The 19,381-nt window shown below is 65.5% G+C and carries 24 protein-coding genes; 16 read left to right on the top strand and 8 right to left on the bottom strand.

Going from position 1 to position 19,381, the window contains the following annotated elements; genetic code table 11:
- The first annotated feature begins 136 nt into the window (after window positions 1-136).
- From H6717_34735 to H6717_34750, 4 genes are all read left to right on the top strand, one after another.
- Window positions 137-562, top strand: a complete 426-nt coding sequence (locus H6717_34735; protein ID MCB9582243.1) for a GNAT family N-acetyltransferase — start codon at window positions 137-139, stop codon at window positions 560-562.
- Window positions 563-654: 92 nt separating this feature from the next.
- Window positions 655-1,119, top strand: coding sequence for a hypothetical protein (locus H6717_34740; GenBank protein ID MCB9582244.1), 465 nt, complete (start codon window positions 655-657; stop codon window positions 1,117-1,119).
- Window positions 1,120-1,151: 32 nt separating this feature from the next.
- Complete coding sequence (locus H6717_34745) at window positions 1,152-1,718, top strand: SMI1/KNR4 family protein (protein MCB9582245.1); 567 nt, start codon at window positions 1,152-1,154, stop codon at window positions 1,716-1,718.
- A gap of 160 nt (window positions 1,719-1,878) precedes the next feature.
- Complete coding sequence (locus H6717_34750) at window positions 1,879-2,376, top strand: YfbM family protein (protein ID MCB9582246.1); 498 nt, start codon at window positions 1,879-1,881, stop codon at window positions 2,374-2,376.
- A gap of 66 nt (window positions 2,377-2,442) precedes the next feature.
- On the opposite strand, the gene H6717_34755 is transcribed toward H6717_34750, so the two are convergent.
- On the bottom strand, window positions 2,443-5,115 hold the full coding sequence (locus H6717_34755; protein MCB9582247.1) for an endonuclease/exonuclease/phosphatase family protein: 2,673 nt from the start codon (window positions 5,113-5,115) through the stop codon (window positions 2,443-2,445).
- A 250-nt stretch (window positions 5,116-5,365) separates the two neighbouring features.
- Between H6717_34755 and H6717_34760 the strand changes: the two genes are divergently transcribed.
- Window positions 5,366-5,857, top strand: a complete 492-nt coding sequence (locus tag H6717_34760) for a hypothetical protein (GenBank protein ID MCB9582248.1) — start codon at window positions 5,366-5,368, stop codon at window positions 5,855-5,857.
- Window positions 5,858-6,005: 148 nt separating this feature from the next.
- On the opposite strand, the gene H6717_34765 is transcribed toward H6717_34760, so the two are convergent.
- Complete coding sequence (locus H6717_34765) at window positions 6,006-6,653, bottom strand: hypothetical protein (GenBank protein MCB9582249.1); 648 nt, start codon at window positions 6,651-6,653, stop codon at window positions 6,006-6,008.
- A gap of 117 nt (window positions 6,654-6,770) precedes the next feature.
- Between H6717_34765 and H6717_34770 the strand changes: the two genes are divergently transcribed.
- From H6717_34770 to H6717_34785, 4 genes are all read left to right on the top strand, one after another.
- Entirely contained in the window at window positions 6,771-7,079 is a 309-nt protein-coding gene (locus tag H6717_34770) for a hypothetical protein (GenBank protein MCB9582250.1), read from the top strand.
- Between the two features lie 18 nt (window positions 7,080-7,097).
- Window positions 7,098-7,628, top strand: coding sequence for a GNAT family N-acetyltransferase (locus H6717_34775; protein MCB9582251.1), 531 nt, complete (start codon window positions 7,098-7,100; stop codon window positions 7,626-7,628).
- Between the two features lie 210 nt (window positions 7,629-7,838).
- A complete protein-coding gene (locus H6717_34780) occupies window positions 7,839-8,183 on the top strand; it encodes a nuclear transport factor 2 family protein (GenBank protein MCB9582252.1) in 345 nt (114 codons plus the stop codon).
- A gap of 59 nt (window positions 8,184-8,242) precedes the next feature.
- Window positions 8,243-8,677 carry a hypothetical protein gene (locus H6717_34785; protein MCB9582253.1) on the top strand — a complete coding sequence of 145 codons (435 nt, stop codon included), beginning with the start codon at window positions 8,243-8,245 and terminating at the stop codon, window positions 8,675-8,677.
- A gap of 42 nt (window positions 8,678-8,719) precedes the next feature.
- On the opposite strand, the gene H6717_34790 is transcribed toward H6717_34785, so the two are convergent.
- Complete coding sequence (locus tag H6717_34790; protein MCB9582254.1) at window positions 8,720-9,091, bottom strand: hypothetical protein; 372 nt, start codon at window positions 9,089-9,091, stop codon at window positions 8,720-8,722.
- Between the two features lie 404 nt (window positions 9,092-9,495).
- Between H6717_34790 and H6717_34795 the strand changes: the two genes are divergently transcribed.
- The 3 genes from H6717_34795 to H6717_34805 are packed head-to-tail and all read left to right on the top strand — an operon-like array spanning window position 9,496 to window position 11,603.
- Window positions 9,496-9,840 carry a hypothetical protein gene (locus H6717_34795; GenBank protein MCB9582255.1) on the top strand — a complete coding sequence of 115 codons (345 nt, stop codon included), beginning with the start codon at window positions 9,496-9,498 and terminating at the stop codon, window positions 9,838-9,840.
- A gap of 9 nt (window positions 9,841-9,849) precedes the next feature.
- The gene (locus tag H6717_34800; GenBank protein ID MCB9582256.1) at window positions 9,850-11,424 is read left to right on the top strand and encodes a hypothetical protein; all 1,575 of its coding nucleotides are present in this window, start codon (window positions 9,850-9,852) and stop codon (window positions 11,422-11,424) included.
- Window positions 11,421-11,603, top strand: coding sequence for a hypothetical protein (locus H6717_34805; GenBank protein ID MCB9582257.1), 183 nt, complete (start codon window positions 11,421-11,423; stop codon window positions 11,601-11,603). The genes H6717_34800 and H6717_34805 overlap by 4 nt, the downstream gene beginning before the upstream one ends.
- On the opposite strand, the gene H6717_34810 is transcribed toward H6717_34805, so the two are convergent.
- Both H6717_34810 and H6717_34815 read right to left on the bottom strand, forming a co-directional pair.
- Window positions 11,570-11,731, bottom strand: coding sequence for a hypothetical protein (locus H6717_34810; protein MCB9582258.1), 162 nt, complete (start codon window positions 11,729-11,731; stop codon window positions 11,570-11,572). The two genes, H6717_34805 and H6717_34810, sit on opposite strands and share 34 nt — an antisense overlap.
- A 473-nt stretch (window positions 11,732-12,204) precedes the next feature.
- Window positions 12,205-13,149, bottom strand: a complete 945-nt coding sequence (locus H6717_34815; GenBank protein ID MCB9582259.1) for an aminoglycoside phosphotransferase family protein — start codon at window positions 13,147-13,149, stop codon at window positions 12,205-12,207.
- Window positions 13,150-13,169: 20 nt separating this feature from the next.
- On the opposite strand from H6717_34815, the gene H6717_34820 reads away from it, so the two are divergent.
- A complete protein-coding gene (locus H6717_34820; GenBank protein ID MCB9582260.1) occupies window positions 13,170-13,454 on the top strand; it encodes a hypothetical protein in 285 nt (94 codons plus the stop codon).
- On the opposite strand, the gene H6717_34825 is transcribed toward H6717_34820, so the two are convergent.
- The gene (locus H6717_34825; protein MCB9582261.1) at window positions 13,448-13,999 is read right to left on the bottom strand and encodes an OsmC family protein; all 552 of its coding nucleotides are present in this window, start codon (window positions 13,997-13,999) and stop codon (window positions 13,448-13,450) included. The two genes, H6717_34820 and H6717_34825, sit on opposite strands and share 7 nt — an antisense overlap.
- 106 nt (window positions 14,000-14,105) lie before the next feature.
- Here H6717_34825 and H6717_34830 point away from each other — a divergent pair, with 106 nt between their 5' ends.
- Entirely contained in the window at window positions 14,106-15,110 is a 1,005-nt protein-coding gene (locus tag H6717_34830) for a helix-turn-helix domain-containing protein (GenBank protein MCB9582262.1), read from the top strand.
- A gap of 39 nt (window positions 15,111-15,149) precedes the next feature.
- Complete coding sequence (locus H6717_34835; GenBank protein MCB9582263.1) at window positions 15,150-15,824, top strand: hypothetical protein; 675 nt, start codon at window positions 15,150-15,152, stop codon at window positions 15,822-15,824.
- A gap of 75 nt (window positions 15,825-15,899) precedes the next feature.
- On the opposite strand, the gene H6717_34840 is transcribed toward H6717_34835, so the two are convergent.
- Both H6717_34840 and H6717_34845 read right to left on the bottom strand, forming a co-directional pair.
- The gene (locus H6717_34840) at window positions 15,900-17,480 is read right to left on the bottom strand and encodes a hypothetical protein (protein MCB9582264.1); all 1,581 of its coding nucleotides are present in this window, start codon (window positions 17,478-17,480) and stop codon (window positions 15,900-15,902) included.
- Between the two features lie 65 nt (window positions 17,481-17,545).
- Entirely contained in the window at window positions 17,546-17,812 is a 267-nt protein-coding gene (locus H6717_34845; protein ID MCB9582265.1) for a hypothetical protein, read from the bottom strand.
- A 696-nt stretch (window positions 17,813-18,508) separates the two neighbouring features.
- On the opposite strand from H6717_34845, the gene H6717_34850 reads away from it, so the two are divergent.
- Window positions 18,509-19,231: a hypothetical protein gene (locus tag H6717_34850; GenBank protein MCB9582266.1), complete on the top strand. Its 723-nt coding sequence runs from the start codon at window positions 18,509-18,511 to the stop codon at window positions 19,229-19,231.
- Window positions 19,232-19,381 lie beyond the last annotated feature (150 nt).

The raw sequence follows: 19,381 nt of genomic DNA on the forward strand, positions 1-19,381 counted from the left end.
ATACCCGTGAAGCAGCTGGAGGGGACATGCGTCGAACCCGGGTGCCAGCTGGGATGCTACCATCCTGTTGGGTTGGCCCCGCCGTCACCTGAATTCCGATCCCGCCTCTAGTCAGACAGTGGGCACCGACATCACATTGCGCGAAGCGCACTCCGCGGACCACCCGCTACTGCTCTCTCTCGCCCGGGAAGCGTATCGCGAAGTACTGTCGTTGCAGTTCTCCGGCTGGGATGAATCGGTGCACGGGGTGCGCTTCGCCGAGAAGCTCGCGACTCTGAAGTTCCTGGTTGCCGAGTTGGACGGCGAGCCCGTTGCGGCGATCTCGACCACGCTTCACGACGACCACCTCCGCGTGAACGAAATCTTGGTTTCCCCAACGCATCAGAATCAAGGGATCGGATCCCGACTGCTGCGCCGGGAAATCGAGCTTGCTCAGTGCGCTGGCGTGCCTGTTCGGCTTCACACGATGCGCATGAACCGAGCGGTTCAATTCTACGAGCGCCATGGCTTCGTCGTCACCGCACGAGGACCCGAGTACATCGACCTGGAGCGAGCGGGCTAGCCAGGCGCGAACGGCATTCAGCGTCGAGCTGCGCCCTGGATTGGGCCGCCGGTCGTGCCCACGGCAGAAACGCGGGACGTTGGACCGACGACGTGAGCGATAGCGACGGGAAAACCCTCTGGCATGCGCACCTCGGCGCGATCTCCATAGGAGAACAATGCGGCGGTTCCGAGGACGGTGGCATCGGCGACTTGAAAGTCGAGCTATGGATGCTGCTCAAAGAGCATTGCAACGGCTCGTACTGTCCAACGGTTGACCACTTTGCACTCGCGCTGCGTGTCGGTGGTCCCGTTGCTGACTGGACACCCGAACGCGTTCACCGGGGTCGGCGAAACCGGCGCGATCGCTACATCGGCTGCGACATAGACATTCCCCGCGCGGCGTGGCGAAAAATGAACCTGGTCGAGTTGCGGGACTACCTGGCCGAACGCGTTCAATTCGCCATCCTGATGCTCGTCAAACGCCTGCGTCGTGACAAAGAGGACGTCGACGAACGGCGTCTGCTACAAGACATGAACGCCGCCCTCGCCGAGTTCCGAGCTCGCCGGCCGAAGTGACTCCCGCAGAATGCCGCCCGTACGTCATCTACATGTCTGACTTAACCGAGCCGCTCACGGACCAGGACTTGCCGCGTCCGTTCACGCACATCGGCGAGTCCGGGTGGGCCGACCGGGCTCGTGCGATCCTTGCTGCATACGAAGTGCCGTTGCCGGCTCCCGTGCCGGCCGCGGACATCGCTCGGCGCGAACGTGAGTTGGGCATCCAGTTCCCGGTAGCGTATGCCACGTTTCTTTCAGAGCTGGGTCCTGCGGATCTGGACGGGTTTCGTTTCTTGTCGCCCCAAGAAGCGACGACGCTCCAGGACTTCTACCTGAAGGCTGAGCTCTCGGAAGCCGACCGACGACGTCTGGCGGAGTTTCTGAGCGTCGTCGAGTATTGCGGCACGGACGACCCGTTCGTCATCCACCTTCCCAGCGAGGAAGTGTACCGCTGTGGGCATGATCCACTTGGGTTCTCGTGCCAACTCGCATCATTCCACGTGCTTGCACGCTTGGCGTTCTTGGCTTTGCCCACGAGCTACTATGGCTTTCCCGGAGCGAAGGTGGAGGAGCTCGTCAGACGCGCTCAAGTCGCCCTCGCTGGCCGCGAGCTCTAGCAGGCCTTCCACCCAATCGGAGCACGGCATTGGGGTACGTTCATGTCGTCGCTGGGAAGTTCGCAGCCGAGAGCGTTCGTGCTGCGTTGCGCCTCGTCGGGGTCGACGCCCGTCACCGTTTGGCACGGGTCTGAAGCGGCGGTACTCTCGCGCAGCTTCCATGGCCGCCCGAGGAGTCCACTTCGCGATCACCGAGGACGAGCTCTCCGCCCTACTCGCGTGCGATGGGGACGCGGCTCGCCTCGACTACTTGCAAGAAGAGATAGAAGAGCGGCTCTTCCACGAGGCGCCAGATCGCGTGTGCGAGAGCGACAAGGCGTGGGACGCAATCCATCGCGCGCTCACCGACGGTACTCTCGAGGTCCAGGTCGGCACAGCGGCGCTCGCCGTTCTGGGCGGGCGCCACCTGTATCAAGCGGACGACTACATCATGGTTCTCAAGTCACCGGCGCAAGTCAGTCAGGTTGCGGATCACTTGGACGAGCTGTCCGAGAAGGACTTCCGGACGGCTTACGACGCGATTCCGGCTCGCGAGTACGACGGCCTGCTTGGAGACGAGGACTTCGATTACACCTGGAGCAACTTCGAGGACCTGCGGGATTTCTACGACCGCGCGTCGGAACGCGGGCTGCACGTGCTCTTCACCGTGGACCAGTAGCGCGCCAGTGCTCGCCGCTAGCTGAGTGGCCGCGCCGCCCCGACCAACAGAAACAACCGATAGCGGCTACTTGCAGTGATTCTGCTCGTGGGTGCGGCACACGTGGTAGTCGAAGTAGTAGTAGTAGTCCGCTTGGTTGCTGTTGGGACCATTGGCGTACACCAGGAAGTCGTCACCGGTGTTCTTCCAAGTGTCCAGCGTCGGGATGCCGCTTGCGCCGCCGTAGAGCAACCACTGCTTCAGCAACTGGGTCTCGTACATGGCCCATAGCGTGGGGTGCGCGGCGTCGACGTAGTAGCCGCGGAGTTGCGGGTGGTTGAGGTCGCACTCGTCAGGCTCGCTCAGGGAGCACACTGCGCTCAGCGGCAGGGGCGGGAAGGGATGCGGCCCGCCTTCGTCGTAGCCCACGTAGAACTGGATGATGTCGTCCCCGAAGGGGTAGAGCTTTGCAAACGTCTCGGCCTTGGTCGGCTTCAGGTACGTCAGGTTGGTGTGGTACCCGAGGTAGCTGGTCATCTGGAAGTTGCACTCGTTCGCGATGTCCAGGTAGTTGGACGCGCGCGTCACCTTGAGGAAGTACGTTTCGAACTTGCCGTCGACCTTTGCGGGTAGGCCGGGCGCCTCGCGCAAGTCGTCCACGAGGCCGTCGTTCTCCCAGTCGTGGTCGGTGTCGACGTGGGTCTTGACGAAGTCCATCTTGCCCAGCAACTGCGTCGGGATGCCGGCGTCGTCGTAGACCTCGATCTTGGGCGTCGTCTTGGTGATGCAGTCGTAGGACGTGCCCTCCATCTGCATCTGGATCTTCGGTAGCTTTGCTCCCGCGCTGGCGCTCAGCTTGCCGTTCTTCGCGCCTGAGGTGCGGAACTTCCACCACAGCTCGCTGAGCTCGGTGAGCGGGTTGTTGTAGAGCGTTTCCGGCCAGGTGTAGGCGTAGGGCGTCTCCAACGCGACGCCGGGATCGAGAAAGCAACCGTCCATCGGGCTGCGACACAAGTGCTGGTGTACCAGCAGCGTGTAGTCGCGCATCTTGGCGCTCCGGTCCTGCTTGCCGGAAGAGTCGACCGCGAGCGTACGGATGTAATAGGGCGGTGCGGGCATGGAGTAGGGCGTTCCCCACTCGGTCGGGTCCTCGTCGAAGGGCGAGATCGGCCGAGAGAGATCGGTATGGTGATAGACCTCGAAGGCCACCTTGCCCTGCCCGCCTTCGGTGATGTCGATCGAGTAGCTGCCGGCCTGGCGGATGATGAACCACTGCGAGTTGCCGCCATGCTGAATGCGAGCCGTCGGCGGTGAGATGATCTCGTCCTGGTGGCACGGGTTGCCCGTACCATCGAGACAGGTCGTGTCGCCGAACTGGAGCTCGTGAGCCTTCATTGAAGGTAGCGGAACGCTCGGTGCGTCGTTGGGGCTGCAGAAGGAGTTGGCCATGCCGAAGTCGCCGCGCACCGGGAAGTGATCGGAGAGCCAGGTCACCCCACCCTGCCCATCGGGATCTGCCTGCAAGTCCCAGGCGATGGTCGAGTGTTGCATGCACAGCCGCCCGCCTCCGGAGCTGTGGAACAGAAAATCGAGGCGCTTGTCCTGCTCGAAGTTCGAGTAGCCCAAGTCCGTGGTGGAGGTCTCGAAGCCCCAGCTGTCGGTGAGCATGGCGGTGCCGTTCGCGCCGTAGCGACACGCTTGGGTCGTGCTCCCGATCTGAAGCCCGTTGCCGCAGGCGAAGAAGTCCGTCGCCGCGTTGTTCGTCACGAAGGGGTTGAAGGCGTGTTGCCACTCGTAGTTGTCGGTGGTCGGGGGCGCGGCGCGGTTGGCGCCGGGAATGTTCAGGTCGCCCGCGAAGTACACGTGTGCGTTGGGTCGTTCGATGGGCGGAATGGCGCCCAAGATCGTCGAACGCACCGTCTCGAGCTGCTTCTCGCGGATGCCGCTCCAGTCCTGCTTCTCGTAGTCCGCCTGCATGTGGGTGAAGGCCACGTAAGCAGGCTGGCCAGGTGCGGCGACCTTCACCAACCCTACGCCCTTGCTCGCCCAGCAGTCGGGCTCGACGCAATCCGGGTACACGCGGAAGGAAACGTCGTTGTGGGTCAGCGGTAGCGCGCCGTTCTGCCCTTCCAGCGCGCACTTGGAGCCCGAGCAGTTGGCGTCCGTCCCCAGGGAGGGGCCCTGCAACGGCATGAAGGGATACTTGGAGAAGATCATCAAGCCCGAGCCGGCGGCTTCGGCTTTGAAGTCGATGATCAAGAGCTCCTTCGGAACGTCGTACTGGAACTGCAACACGTCGCCCACGGTGAGGTTGTCCTTCACCGGCACGCCCTTGAGGCGCGACACGTAGTACGGGTAGCCGTTCTGAGCGAGCTCTTGCGCGAGCACCTTGCGTGCGTGGGGACTGAACACCTCGTTCAACACGACCACGTCCTGATCGGTCGCCTCGATGCGCTGTGCCATGAGCAGCGCCCGATCCGTCTCGCTCACGTCGACGTACTTGCCCGCGTTCGGCTCCATCGAGATCTTCGGCCAGCACTCGCACCCAGGAATCCCCGGCGGCAGCGCAATCGGGTCGCACGCCGTGCACAGCAACGGCGGCGGCACCGGTGAAGGGTGCTCCGCCGCCAAGTACAAGAACGCGGTGTTGTACGTCAGGATCTTGAGGTTCTCGGGCGTCGCCTGCGCCGTCCCCGCCACGGCAAGGGACGCACACGCCAAGAGACCCGCGAGCGCACCACGACATATTCGAGCCAGCATGGGCAGGCCCCAATGCACTCATCGTGCCGAGCTCGAACACGCTGCATCCCCCTGATTTTGTCGATCCGCCGCGGAACCACCCCGTGCGCCGCACGTTGCACGCACGTGCGCGAACGCGTGCCCGCGGCGCAACCAAGCACGCAAACCGTCTCCCCAACGCCCACCGTGCGGCTATTCTTCCTGCGGTCTCGATGTTGGAGCCAAGTGCATGCGGTGCGTGTGGTGGTGCACAAGTCGTCGAGCTCGCGCCATGACGCTTCTCCACGCTGCGCGAGAGCTCGTCGAGCGCGCCTCGCGGCTCGGTCATGCTGGGCGCACGATGACGAGGGACGAGCTTCGAACGCTCGACGAGAAGCTCTCGGGTGCGTACCCCTCTTGGCTGTCCGAGCTGTTGACGCTGGTACCGCTGTGCGGCCTGGAGTTGGGGTGGCAAGAGCTGGAACCCGCGCGCGACTTCGATGGCGTGGCGTGGCTCGAGTGGTGCGATGCACGCGGCGTGCTGAGTGAAAGCGTGGATTGCCATCCTGGGCTCGCGATCCTCGAAGCGGGCTACGTGAACGTGGCGTCGTGTACGATGGGAAGCGGAGATCCCTACTTCGTGTGCATTCACGATGGTGGGGATCCGCCGCTCTATCGTGTGGCGCACGACGTGAGCGATTCAGCAGACGTCATTGTCGCCGAAGCGCGTACCCTGGTGGCCCCAAGCCTCAGTGACTTCTTCAACGTTGCCAGGGTCGGCTGACGTGTCGGCGGCGTTTCGCTGGCGCGCCAGGTGTCGGCGCGGCGCGACGGGTATCGCGCCGCCCCAACAAACCCATGCAACAGGCGAGGCGCCGGGCGCGGCCCATCCGGAGTGATCGTTCAAGGCCGCGCCGTCTTCGGCGCTGGTGTCAGTGGTAGGTGAAGCCGAGCAGGACCGCGGGAGTGATGCCGCTGATCGTGTTCTTCGGATCGCCGGGGGCGTCGAAGGTGACCTTCGCGTTGTAGTAGGCGACGCGACCGATCACGCCGACGCTCCATTGGTCGCCGATCCACATCTCGTAGCCGCCGAAGATGGCGCCACCGAAGCCGATGCCGCTGCCCTTCGGCGCCGAGTCCTTCTCCGACACGCCGATGCTGGCGAGCAACAGCGCGCCACCGAAGTGGGCGCCGCCATTGGGGTCGAGGTAGTAGTCGACAAAGGGGCCGATGCCGCTGATGGTCAGGGCGCCGCCATCGGTCTCGTTGCCGTTCGACTTCAGCTTCGGCGATGGAACGTACATGCCGTAGCTGCCGCCGCCGATCACCAGACCCGGCGCGGGAGTGCCGCCGAAGGCGAGCTCGACGGGAATGCCGAAACCGGTGACGTCCGAATCCCCACTGCCTTGCTCGGGCTTGGCCTTGCCCGCCATGTATCCAAGGCCGAGGCCGAAGCGCAGGTAGAACCCATCGTGCTCATGTACGCCGGGCGCCGACGTTTCCGCCGCGTCTTGAGCCAACGCAGTGCTGCTCGCGAAGACCGCCGAGCACAGCCCGGCAACGATGACGAATCGATTCATGTTGTCCCTCCTAAGTAACGACCACGGCGCACGGTAGTGAACCCCCTCGGGCTGTCAACACACCGGAGGGCGATGTAAGACTCCTTACATGCGTACGGGTTTCCGGCCCTTGGACCTATGGTTCTGAATCAGGTCTACGTGATGGATGGAGAGCGTTCCTTGGAGTCGATGACCACGCGCAAGACCGTGCGAATCTGGGGCACGCGAAACAAGTGGAGCCTCGCACCGCACGAGGATGATCCCAGCGCACCCAGCCAAGAACGGGTGGTGGTTCTCGAAATTCAAGGCACTCCCAAGCACGGGTATCATCTCGTCATGACGCCCGAGGGCTTCTTCGCTGCGGATCATCACTACGCGAGCAAGGAAGAAGCGCTGGCCGACGCGCAAGAGCTGTTCGGCGCGTCGGTGGACGAGTGGAACATCTGACGTTTCCTGGGGCCTCGCATGAACGTTCAGCTCGTTTCGCCGACCGAGAAGCTCCGCGAGAGCTTCCTTCACGCGCTGCGGGAATTCCAACGGGAGGGGCTTTCGTGGTGGCGCGGAGGCGACATCGACATCGCCGAGCGAGACTTTGCGGCCTTCGTGGCGAAGAAGCTCGCGGATGCGCGGCCTGATACGCGCTCTATCCCCAAGACGCATTTGTGGGCCGCGAGTGAAGGGCAGTTCGTCGGGCGCATCTCCATTTTCCACGCGCTGACCGATGCCCTTCGGCTCGAGGGCGGGCACATCGGCTACGACACCGTGCCGTCGTTCCGGGGCCGCGGTGTCGCGACGGAGATGCTCCGCTTGGCGTTGCCGGTGGCGCGGGATCTCGGCCTCACGGAGATCTTGCTCACGTGCAACGACGACAACGCGGCCTCCATTCGCGTGATCGAGAAGAACGGCGGAGCTTTGGGCGAAACGCGCGCACTGCAACCCGGCGGCGCCGTGAAGCGCTACTATTGGATCCGCTTGGCGCAAGGTCGACCCGAGTGAAGACGCTACGCACCATCCGAAACTGCCCCGACGAATGGAAGCTGCGCTGTCCCCGCTGTCACTACCCGGTGCTTTCGTTCCGCAAGACTTGCTACGTGTGTGGACACGAGATGGGCCGCGAGGCTTGATCCTTCCAGAGGTTGTCGGGGCGGCGCGAAGCCCGGCCCTGACGCTTGCGGTAGCCACCGCGAGCTGCGACCCTCGAAGACGATGACGATCGAAGAGACGGTTCGAGCGTACGCGGCGGCCTGGAACGAGAACGACGACGCGCGACGAGCCGAGCTTCTGGAGACGTGTTGGGCTGCAGATGGCGTGTTGGTCATTCCCCGCGGCGAGATCGTCGGGCGCCGGGCAGTGTTCGACCTCATCGCGTCCTATCGGAGCGCGCAACCGACCCAGCGCGCGGTGGTCGCCAAGCTCGACCATCACCATCGGTGCTTTCGCATCCAAGCGCTGGCGGTGAACGCAAACGGCACGACGCAGGGCAGCCAGACGGAAGTGGGCGAGGTGGGGCCCGACGGCAGGATCACCCGCGTGCTCTCCTTCACGGATTGAGCGTTGCTGACGTCGCGGCACCATCGACACCTCGCGAGGAGTCGGCGTACGCTTCGGTGATGACGAAACGAACGCAGGGGACGTGGCTTTTCTTCGCGGCGTTGGGCGTGGCTCTCGGGACGGGAGCCTGCGGCAGTGACGACAGCTCCGGCTCGGGTGGCTCCAGCGGCTCCGGCGCCACGGGGGGCAGCGGCGCGACCGGCGGTTCCGGCGCGACCGGCGGCGTGTCGGGCAGCGGCGGCATGGCGGGCGCGGCGGGCAGCGGCGGTATGGCCGGCGCCGCGGGCGGCGGTGGTGCCGAGGCCAAGTGCCTGGCCGCCGGCGGTACGGTGTTCACGTCGTGGTGCTGCAAGTCGAACAACGGGATGGACTTCCCGAACTTGTGCTCCACTGCCTGCGGCTGCGCACCCGATCCCAGCGTTTCGGACCAGGTGAAGATGTGCAACTGCGGCACCGGCAAGTGCTGGGACGGCAGCGGCTGCGTCACCCAGTAGCGTCAGCGCCACGGGTCCCAGAGTTGCGTGGTCGCACTCGTCTCACTGCTTCAAATCGAGCTCGCGCGTCTTTGCGCCGGTCAGCCCGCCGATGCCCGCGGCCAGCCAGTCGGAGCGCTTCTCGCCGAGCCGCGTTTCGAACCAGCCCTTGGCGTCCTCCGTCCACGTCACGTGCCGATCCTGGAACGCGCGCAGCTCGGCGACGTCCTCCTGTGCCGGGAGAATGCGAACGACAATGGCGTTCGCGCCCATCTCCAGCGCGCCGAAGAACACGCCGTGGCGTCGGTATTCGTAGCGTGAGCCCGTCAACGTCTCCACCGTGCCCTTGACGGGGTTGTACTCGTCGCCGAAGAGCAGACGCGCTTCGAACAAGCGCTTCTCCAAGGCGCTCATCTTCGAGAACGGCTTTTCCATGGGGACCGAGTACGTGCGCGCCGGCTTCGGCGATGCCTTTGACTTTGCCGGAGCCTTTTTCGCGACGGGCTTTGACTTTGCGGGAGCCTTCTTCGCGACGGGCTTTGACTTTGCCGGAGCCTTTTTCGCGACAGGCTTTGCCTTTGCCGGAGCCTTCTTCGCGACAGGCTTTGCCTTTGCCGGAGCCTTCTTCGCGACAGACTTTGACTGGGTCTTCTTCTTCTTCTTCTTCTTGGCCGCCATGGCGCCAGTTCACCGTGCCCAAGGGCCGGACGCAATCGAGAGTTTCCGCGGCGGACCAACACCCAAATGCCAAGAGGTCATGAGGGTGTGGTCGCTTGGGGCATGGGCCTGTCGGTGCGCCGCGGTAACTCACGGTCCGCGAAGATGCTACCGTCGGGGGAGTGTCGATTTCTCTTGCCGTCCACTCCCTTGCGCAGTTGCTCCGCGAACGGGTCGCTTCGGATCCCGCGTTGCTTGCTTACGTGAACGCGATCGCATCCATGCCGGAATGGGTCGAGCGGCGGCGGTTGGATCTGTGGGAGAGCGAGGTGACGGCGCGTGAAGCGAAGGGTGCGAGTGCGCTCCATGCGCTGGCGCGCGGCGTCTTCGAGCTGGGCGCGTTCAACATGTATGCGGCCATCGAAGAAGCGGAAACGGCGAAGCTCTTCGAAGAGCTTCGGGCGGCGTTCGCGGCGGCGGGCGTGGACGCCCCAGCGGCGGACGCCTTCGACTTCGAGAACTGGTGAGGCAAGCTCATGAAGAAGTACGCATGCTGGGCTGTCGCGGCATTGGCGCTTGCCGCTTGCTCGAGTGACGATTCGAGCAACCCGGGGAGCGGCGGCGGTGCGGGCGCGGATGGCGGTGCCGGGACCGGGGGCATGGCAGGAACCAGCGGCAGCGGCGGCAGCGCGGGAACCGGGGGCAGCGCGGGAACCGGCGGCGCGGCGGGAACCGGGGGCAGCGCGGGGGCGGCTACGGGGCACATTCGCATCGACCCGGCGTATCCGCACTCCTTCGTGTACGACGGCGGCGCACGCTACTTCCCGATGGGGGACACGGCGTACGAGCTGTTGGGCGAGAGCGACGCCGCCATTCACCAGTTCCTGGATTCACGCGCGGCGCACTCGTTCAATCTGGTGCGCATCGGCGCCATCGCTCCGGGCTTCTGGCCCTTTGGCGGCACTCCCGCGTCGCCGGACTTTGGCACCGTGGACGAAGCCAAGATGCAGAAGCTGGACGCGACGTTCGACTACGCGAAGTCCGTGGGTGTGAACATCGAGCTCATCGTGTGGCTGTACGATGCCGAGGGCGGCAACGGCATGTGGGGGAACACCGCGCAGGAGAACCAGTGGGTCGACACCTTGGTCGGTCGCTACAAGGACCGCACCAATCTCTTCATGTGGACGGTGACGAACGAGTTCGAACGCTACCCCACGGCGGCGTACAGCTACGAAGAGAGCGACGTGGACTGGGCCAAGAGCGTCGCCGCACGCATCCACGGTATCGACCCGATCCACGCCATCGGCGCGCACCCATCGGTGTGGATTTCGGAGTTCCCGCCGCACGGCAGCTTCCACAGCTACAAGGGCACCGCCCAGCACTTGCCGCAGGTGGTGTGGCCGCTGTGGGAGCAGAGCGCCATCAGCGTGCTCAACGTGCAGAACAACCAGGGCGTGCAACCCGGCTACTGGAACAACGGGGTGACCTACGAGAGCACGGACTGGCAGGGCTCGACGTACCCGGTGACCTGGACCAGCGAGGGCTGGGACATGGAAGGCCCGGGGATGGAAGACAGCGTGGCGGAGGACTGGTCCCACGGCAAACCCGTGATCAACACCGAGTTCGGCTACCAGTTCGAAGCGGGAGCCAGCGGCTTCGGCGTCACGACCAAGCAGCTGCACTCGCCCGCCAGCGTGCGCCGCAAGGCCTGGAAGATCACGACGGCCGGTGGCTATTTCTGCATGGGCTTCGCCCACACCGCGGTTCAGTTCGACGCTACGAACATCGAGACCTGGCGCCCCGCGCAGCTCGAGACGCTGTACGACTTCTTCACGCAGAACACGCAGTACTGGAAGATGGCGCCGCACCTCGAGCTGGTGGACGACGAGAGCGCCCTCTTGGCGCTGCCCGGTGAAGAATACGTGGCCTACTTTCCGCGCGGCGGGACGCGCGACGTGACGCTGGAAGCGGGGAGCTACACGGCGGCGTGGCTGAACCCGGCGACGGGAGATCTCCTTGCGGCGGACATGGTCACCTCCACCGGCGGCAAGGCCAGCTTTGCGTGCCCCGCGAGCGGGGACTGGGTGCTGCACTTGAAGAAGACGCCGTGACGAAAGCAGTGGCGCGCGCAGGGGATCTCGATCTCGACGACGAATCACAGTTCGGGCGCTTCGTGAAGCTCATGGATGGCGTGCGGGGAACGGAAGGCCGGGCGACGTTCGCCGCGGTGTTGCGCTCGATCCATGCGCGGCACGACTACAACGCATACGCCGCCGCCGAGAACGCGTAGATGCGCATGCCGGCCGCCGAGAACGCGTAGATGCGCATGCCGGCCGCCGAGAACGCGTAGATGCGCATGCCGGCCGCCGAGAACGCGTAGATGCGCATGGCCGCTGCCGAGAACGCGTAGATGCGCATGGCCGCTGCCGATCACGGCCGCCCGCTCGCGCGGCTGGGGAGCGATCTCGTGCTCGCGTAGAGCGCCGCGACCAGGCCGAGCGGTTCTTGGCCCGCTGCTCTCTTCGAAGAAGCGCCAAGCGGCGTTCGTCGCGGTCTCGCCTCTCGCGTCTCGCGTCTCGTCTCTCGCCTCTCGCCTCTCGCGTCTCGTCTCTCGCGTCTCGTCTCTCGCCTCTCGCCGCTGACGCTTCGCGAAATCCGTTCGGATCCGACCGGTTTCGCGCGCTCTAAGCCTACGCCGCGCTTCGCGATCTTCCCGCGCTGTCATCCCCCCTCGCACTTCGCGAAATTCGTTCCTCGCGCTTGGCGAAGTTCGTTCGGATCCGAACGGTTTTGCGCGCTGTCATCCTACGCCGCGCTTCGAGGTTTTCTTGCGCTGTCATCCCCCTCGCGCTTGGCGAAGTTCGTTCGGATCCGAACGGTTTCCCGCGCTCTTATTGGTTTGCCGCGATGCCCAGCAGGGCCAGACCGAAAGCGGCACAGCCGCTGGGCGCCGAGAGATCGAGCTTGCCGGCGGTCATGTCCGCTTTGCACTGGGCCATAGTGGGAGCGTCAGCGCGCGTGGGCGCGGCAAAGCGCGAGAGGTCGGGGACGAAACGCAGGAACAGGCTGCCCGTGAGCAGCGCGCTGAGCCGGCGCAGTAGCGCGAAGGTCTCGCGCTCTCTGTCCGTAGGCGGCACACCTTGCTGCAGCGCGAGCAGGCCGTGCGCCGCGTCCGGCGGCAGATCCAGGAACATGACGAACACGGCCAAATCGTAGAACGGATGCGCGGTGCCGGCGGCGTCCCAATCCACGAGCCACACTTGCGTGCCATCCCACAGGACGTTGCTCGGGTTCATGTCGTTGTGCCCCAACACGCGCCGCGGATCCTCGGCCAGGGCGCGAGCGCCGTCCGCCAACAGTCCGTCCATCTCGCGACCCCACTTGGGGAACGCGGGGCGCGTACGTTGCTCGTCCCAGACCCGACGCGCGTAGCCCACCGGATCGCGCGCGGGCACGTTCGTGGCGTCCAGCGCTTGAAGCGCCCGGAGCTGCGCGACGAGACTCCCGAGAAATGCCGTCCGCTGCGCGGTGTCCCCCAGCGCGGCAGCGAGGGAGAGCCCCTGGATGCGTTTCGTCACCACGGCGCGGGCGCCATCGTCCACGTGGACGATGGCAGGAGCGATGCCCCGCTCTGCCACCCGCCGCAACAGCGCGATGTGCTCCTCGAAGGGCGTGTCCACGTGCGCGCCCTGTACCCGCAGCACGTACTCACCGCGGTCCGTCGTGACGGCGTAAACGCCCGCGCCGGACTTGCCCATCTGAAACGCCTCGACGGCCTTTACGGTTCCCACTGCCGAGGCGGGCAGCAGCGGGCGAAGGGATTGACCCACATCCACGGGCGGAGTCTAAGGTCGCCATGGACGACAGCAAGTTCTTCCCCGACCTGGCGCAGCAGGTCATTGCTGGCCTGCAGCGCGCACGGGGGGACGAAAGCGCGGAAGAAGCCGTGCTCAAGAAGCTGGTGAAGGATTACACGGCCGCCGCGCGGCAAGCCGGGGAAGCGGGGGAGCTGATGATCCCGGAGCGCTTCTGCGAGGACGAGTACGAGCACCACTTCTCCGTCATCGAGACCGCAGCGGGAGACTCGGAAGACGACGAGTTCCGTTGGCGCGAAATGCTGGCGGATATCTGCGGCTACTGATCCGCCCGCCGCACCGTCGCCTGTACTTTCACGGGCTTCGTGGTGGTGTCGAAGATCGGCGAGTGGGTCTGCGCCGCCTCCAAGATTTCCGCGAGCGTCGCGTCGTCCGCCTCGGCGTCGACGGAAAACTCGAGCTTCACGTTGGAGAGCCCCGGCCGCACCGGTGCGAGCCCGAAGAAGCCGTTCAGGTCGATGTTGCCCGAGACCTCCAGCTGTAGCTTCTCGACCTTCACGTCGCGCGCAGTGGCCTGTGCCGCAAACGTCCCGGCCATGCACGCGCCCAGCGCCGCCAAATAGGTCTCGATGGCCGTAGGACCGGTGTTCTTCCCGAGCAGCTCCGGTGGGTGATCTCCGCGCAGGGTGAAGTGGCGATGCATCACCTCGCCCATCTGTTCGATCTCGCGGGTGTGCACATCCAGCCCAAAGCCTCCGTCCCACTCCACGCGCCCGCGCCAGGTGAGGCGTCCTGCCTCGGGTGTCTTCTTCACTTCCTCGATTGCCTCGGTCATGGCCTCCACGTTCCAACCATTGAGCTCTGTTGTCATGTTGCCTCCTTTGCTTTTGGCTACAGGCGTCAACATCGGATCTCTGGTGTGATCTGGTAAGAGCCAAATTCGACAGCACCGTTCCGTTTGCGCCAAGGTGAACGAGATGACGCCGCTCCATGTCACTCTCGTCGCGACTCCGGACACGCAGGTGTCGCCGTTGAGCGGCTTGTACGAAACGCTCGAAGCGTTTCCGCTGCTTGCGAGCATCGAAAACGACGTGCCGACCCGTCCGTTTCACGTCGATATCGTGGTGCCCAACGACGGCGTGAAGCGAGGCGCCAGCGGGCTACCCCTGGGCGCGCACCTCACCCACGACGACGTGGAGCAAACGGACATTGCCATCGTGCCATTGATGATGGTGAGCGACCTGCACTGGGAGACCGGCCGCTACCCACGCCTCGTGCGCTGGCTCGAGCGCCAGCACGCAGGCGGCGCCGTCTTGGCATCCGCTTGCACCGGCGTATTGCTCGTGGCCGAGACCGGACTTCTCGAGGGGCGGGAGGCCACGCTGCATTGGGCCTTCGCGCGCACCTTTCGCGAGAACTTTCCTGGCGTACGGCTCCGCACGGAGGAGGTCTTGATCACCTGCGGCCCACGTGGCGAGCTGGTGATGACCGGGGGCGTGATGTCCTGGCACGACCTTGCACTGCATCTGATCGCGCGGCACGTCGGGCCCATCGCTGCCCAGTCCATGGCGCGCTTGCTGATGTTGGAGTGGCACGGCAAGGGGCAGGCGCCCTACGTACATTTTTCTCCCCGCCTGGACCACGGCGACGCGGCTGTGGCCGATGCACAGCGCTGGCTCGCGCTGCATTACATGTCGGACAATCCCGTGGAAGAAGTCTGTGCCAGGACAAAGCTCTCGCGCCGCACTCTGGAGCGGCGCTTCCGCGCAGTCACGGGCCACACACCCATCGCGTACGTCCAAGAGTTGCGTATCGAAGAGGCACGGCGACTGCTGGAACGCACCACCCACTCCGTCGAGCAGATCGGAGCCGAGGTAGGCTACGAAAACGGTGGCTTCTTCCGCCGCGTATTCCGCCGCGTGACACACCTCACGCCCAGCGCCTACCGTCGCAAGTTCCAGCTCCGCGGGCTCGGCGCTTGACGTCTTTCCTTCCGCGCCGCCCCGCAATAGAGATCGGTAATGCTCACCGAGTTCGGCGTCGACCCGCGTTGGATGGCGGCCTTCGAGCCGTGCATGAACGACTACGATTGCGGCGACCGCGCGTTGTACGAGTGGCCCAACAACGTCCTGTCCGTGAAGACCGTGGTGTACGAGAACGGCGTGATCTCCAAGCAGGGAGAGCCGGTGGATCACGCCGTGGAACCCGACGAGCTCGCCCTGTGCAAGCGTCTGTCGGACGCAATGCACGCCTTCGTGGCCGACGTGCTCGTCGGCATGAAGAGCGAGGCTGACGTCCACTGGGTGCCGTACTTTTGCGCGACCAGCGCCGGGTCTTCCGAGTTGGACGAAGCCAGTGTGCGCGCGCTCTTTGGCGGCACCATCATGCCGCTGGATCGCGTCGTGGTAGAGCCCATGAAAGAAGCGGGCAGCTTCTGGGACGACCTGTGCTCGGGAGAGGACGAAGCGACACTGGCAGCCTGGCGTAAGCTGATGAGCTTCGTCGAAGCGGAGCCGGAGCTGCAGAGCGGCTGGTTCGTGCAGATCGGCTTCTACGAGTACGGCGAGACGCTCGACTTCGAAGGCGAGCCGCCCGCAGGCTACGAGATGAAGGGCAGCTGTCTGCCGCGCATGGCGCTGGCGCTCACGAAGGCGGGCAGCGTCGTGGGCGTGTTTGGCCACGTCGTGTGGACCTGAACGCGAGGTTCCGCGGCGAGCCAACAAAGGAAGCCGTACCCTCCACGTAGGCTTGTTGGTGCGGCGCGATGCCCGTCAGATGGGCGGATTGAAGTAGCACGTGCCGGCGATGCAATCGCCCAGCACGCAATCTGCAGTCGTCGCACATGACGTCTTGCACTGCGAGCCGCCGCACACCAAGAGCCCGCACTGCACGGTGCCCTTGTCCACGCAGGTGCCCGTGCCGTTGCAGGTGTCGGGATTCGTCTGCAGGTAGGTGAAGTTGTTGGCCGGGTCGAGCTTGCAGTTGCCCAGCGTGCACACCGTTCCGCCGGGCCACAAGCGACAGCCGCCGGACCCGTTACACGTGCCGTCCTTGCCACAGGTGGAAGCGGCTTCTTGCGCGCAGTCGTTGTCGGGATCCTGACCCGCGACCACGTTGCCGCAGGTGCCGTTGGCGCCCGCTCCCTTCTTGGCGGCCGAGCAGGCCTGGCACGAGGCGGTGCACGCGGTGTTGCAGCACACGCCGTCCACGCAGTGCCCGCTGGTGCATTCTTGTGCGGAGCCGCAGCTGGCGCCGTTGGATTTCTTTCCCTCACAAGTGGAAGACGAGCAGAAGCTCCCGTTCACGCACTGATTGTCGGCGCTGCAGCTGCTGCCGCAGGTGGCTCCGTTGCATAGATACGGGCTACAGCCCGTGGTGCCGTTGCCCCCGCAGTTGCCCTGGCCGTCGCACGTCTTGGCGTTGGTCTGCGTACTACCGGAGCACGTGGCGGCGGCGCACACCGCGGTGGGCCCGTACTTGCGGCACGCGCCACTACCGTCACATTTTCCGTCGTTTCCGCAGCTGGCGGCACCTTCGTCCGCGCAGTCGTCGTCGGGATCCGTTCCGGCAACCACCGGCGCACAGGTTCCGCTTGGAGCCAGCGTCAGCGATCCATTGCAGGCCTGGCAAGCGCCCGTGCAAGCGCTCTCGCAACAGGAGCCATCCACACAGAAGCCGCTGCCGCACTGCGAAGGTTGAGAGCACGTCTGCCCCAGGTCGACTTTCGCGACGCAGTCCCCCGTGAGTAGATCGCAATACTCACCGCTCTTGCAGGACGCGTCGTTGGCGCAATCACCGGAGCAGACGTTGCCGGCGCAACTGGCGGGCTGGCACTGCTCCGACCCGGAAGCGACGCACTGACCGGCGCCATCGCACAGCTTGGGCAAGGTCTTGACGCCACCGCTGCAGGTGGTGTCGCTGCACAGCGTTCCGGCGGGGTGCTTCTCGCACGCTCCTGCGCCATCGCATTTGCCGTCGTTGCCACACGTGGAGGGCGCTTCTTCGTCGCAGTCACCACGCGGATCCGTGCCGGCTTTGGCGGGACCGCAGGTGCCGTCCTTCTCGCCGCTCTCCTTGGCCGCCGCGGCGCACGCCACGCACGGCGAGTCGCAGGCGGTGTCGCAACAGATGCCGGCAGCGCAGTGACCGGACTGGCAGGTCGCGTTGGCTGCGCACAGCGCGCCGAGGGGCAAGCTCGCCCCGCTGCCCGCGCTCCCACCACCGGTGCCGGAAGCGCCGCTCGCGCCCCCATCTACGGACGCGTTGGCCTTCAGGTCGTCCAGGCTCTTGAACGAGCACGCCGCACAGACGAGCACACAAGCGAAGGCCACCCCGCGCCCCGAGAGTCCCATGGCAGAAGTCTTACCCGTTTACCGGGAGAAATCTCGCGGATCTTCGCGAATCCGAGCGTCGACCCCTAGGCGGACGCACCCAGATCCTTCCGCGGGCGATCGTGCTTGGCGCGGTTCACCTTGCGCAGGGCTGCCAGCGCGGTGCGCCGGTCCCGCTCTGGCAGCCGAGCGACGGCGGCCACGAAATCCGAGTAGCTTCGCATCGCGAAGCTCAGGAACAGTGGGTTCGTGATGGCGTCCACCTCGCGCCACAGCTTGCCGAGGGGCGTGGTGAGCAGAGCGACGGTGAAGCCACAGGCGTCCTTGCGGCTCCAGCTGCTCCAATAGCTCACCAAGCTCCGCTTCCCCGCGAGCGCGGCGTCGAGCTGGGCGGTCCATTTCTTGGGCCACTGTGCGCTTGGGCCGCGGGCTTGGGAGTGCCCGTGGGGTGGCCCAAGCGGCGAGAGGCGAGAGGCGAGAGGCGAGAGGCAAGAGGCAAGAGGCAAGAGGCAAGAGGCGGAGAGTTGCAGGGATGAGAGCGCGCAAAACCGTTCGGAGCCGAACGAATTTCGCGAAGCGCGAGGGGGGATGAGAGCGCGGGAAAACCTCGAAGTGCGGAGGGGGATGAGAGCGCGGAAAACCGTTCGGAACCGAACGAATTTCACGAAGCGCGAGGGGGGCGGAGAGCGCGGGAAGACCTCGAAGTGCTGAGGGGGATGAGAGCGCGGAAAACCGTCCGGAACCGAACGAATTTCGCGAAGCGCGAGGGGCGGGAGCTGGAGAAGCATGGCAACCGTTTGGAGCAAAGCCGACGTTCCCTTCCGCTGGTCGCCGAGAGCACCCACGAGAGTGTTGGGGAGCCGGGCGAGCCGGCCGATCCGAGAGTGTTGGGCGAGCCGAGAGTGTTGGGCGAGCCGAGAGTGTTGGGGGGAGCCGAGAGTGTTGGGGGGAGCCGAGAGTGTTGGGGGAGCCGGGCGAGCCCCAATCGAGACCAGTCTGATTTTGTCGCGGCGGCGCGGAACCTCGCGGCCAACCTGCTACAATTTGGCATGCACAAGCATGGGGTGGGCTTTCTTGCGGTAGTGGCAGCGCTGTTTGCGGCAGCGCCGGCGCGGGCGGAGGATTCGGCGCGGGCGGAGGATTCGGCGCGGGCCGAGGATTCGGCGCGGGCGGAGGATTCGGCGCGGGCCGAGGATTCGGCGCGGGCGGAGGATTCGGCGCGGGCGGAAGATCCGCCGAGGCGCGGCCTGTACGTCCAGCTCGCGGCGGGGCCGGACTACGTCAAGGGCAGCGTGGACGATCCGTCCGTCGTCGATGGCGACTTTGCCGCCGGCGGCGCTTCGCTTCGCTTCGGCGCGGGCTACGCACCGCTGGACGGCCTCGCCCTCGCCGTCGGTTTCGACGCGTCCGTGGCCGGTGGCGAGGTGATACGCAGCGACGGCACCGACTCCGGGCTCGGAGCTTGGAGCATCGGTCCGCTCGTGGACTGGTATCCCAACGCGCAGGGCCCGCTTCACGTGGATCTCGCAGTGGGTTATGCGGTTGCGGGCTTCATGTCCGGGAGCCGAAACGGCGGTGGTGGAGGCGGCACGAGCGACGGCGGCTTGGGCGGCGCCGGCATCGGCGGCCACACTGGCGTGGGCTACACCTTTCGCAGCGGAGGCGTCGGGCTCGGACCGATGCTGTCCGTCTCCGCGCTCCACACCGAAAACTCCCACGCCACGCTGAACGCGTTCGGCGCGGCGCTCTTGATCCAGGGTGTGGTGCTGTAACCGGTCTTCGGCGATCACGTTGCGGCAAACGTCTAGGGTCATTCCCTCACGCTTCGCGATTTTCCCGCGCTCTCATCCCCTCGCGCATCGCGAAAGTCGTTCGTGCTGTAACCGCGGTCTTCGGCGATCACGTTGCGGTGCACGTCCAGG

Source organism: Polyangiaceae bacterium (assembly GCA_020633235.1).
Classification (GTDB): Bacteria; Myxococcota_A; Polyangia; order Polyangiales; family Polyangiaceae; genus JACKEA01.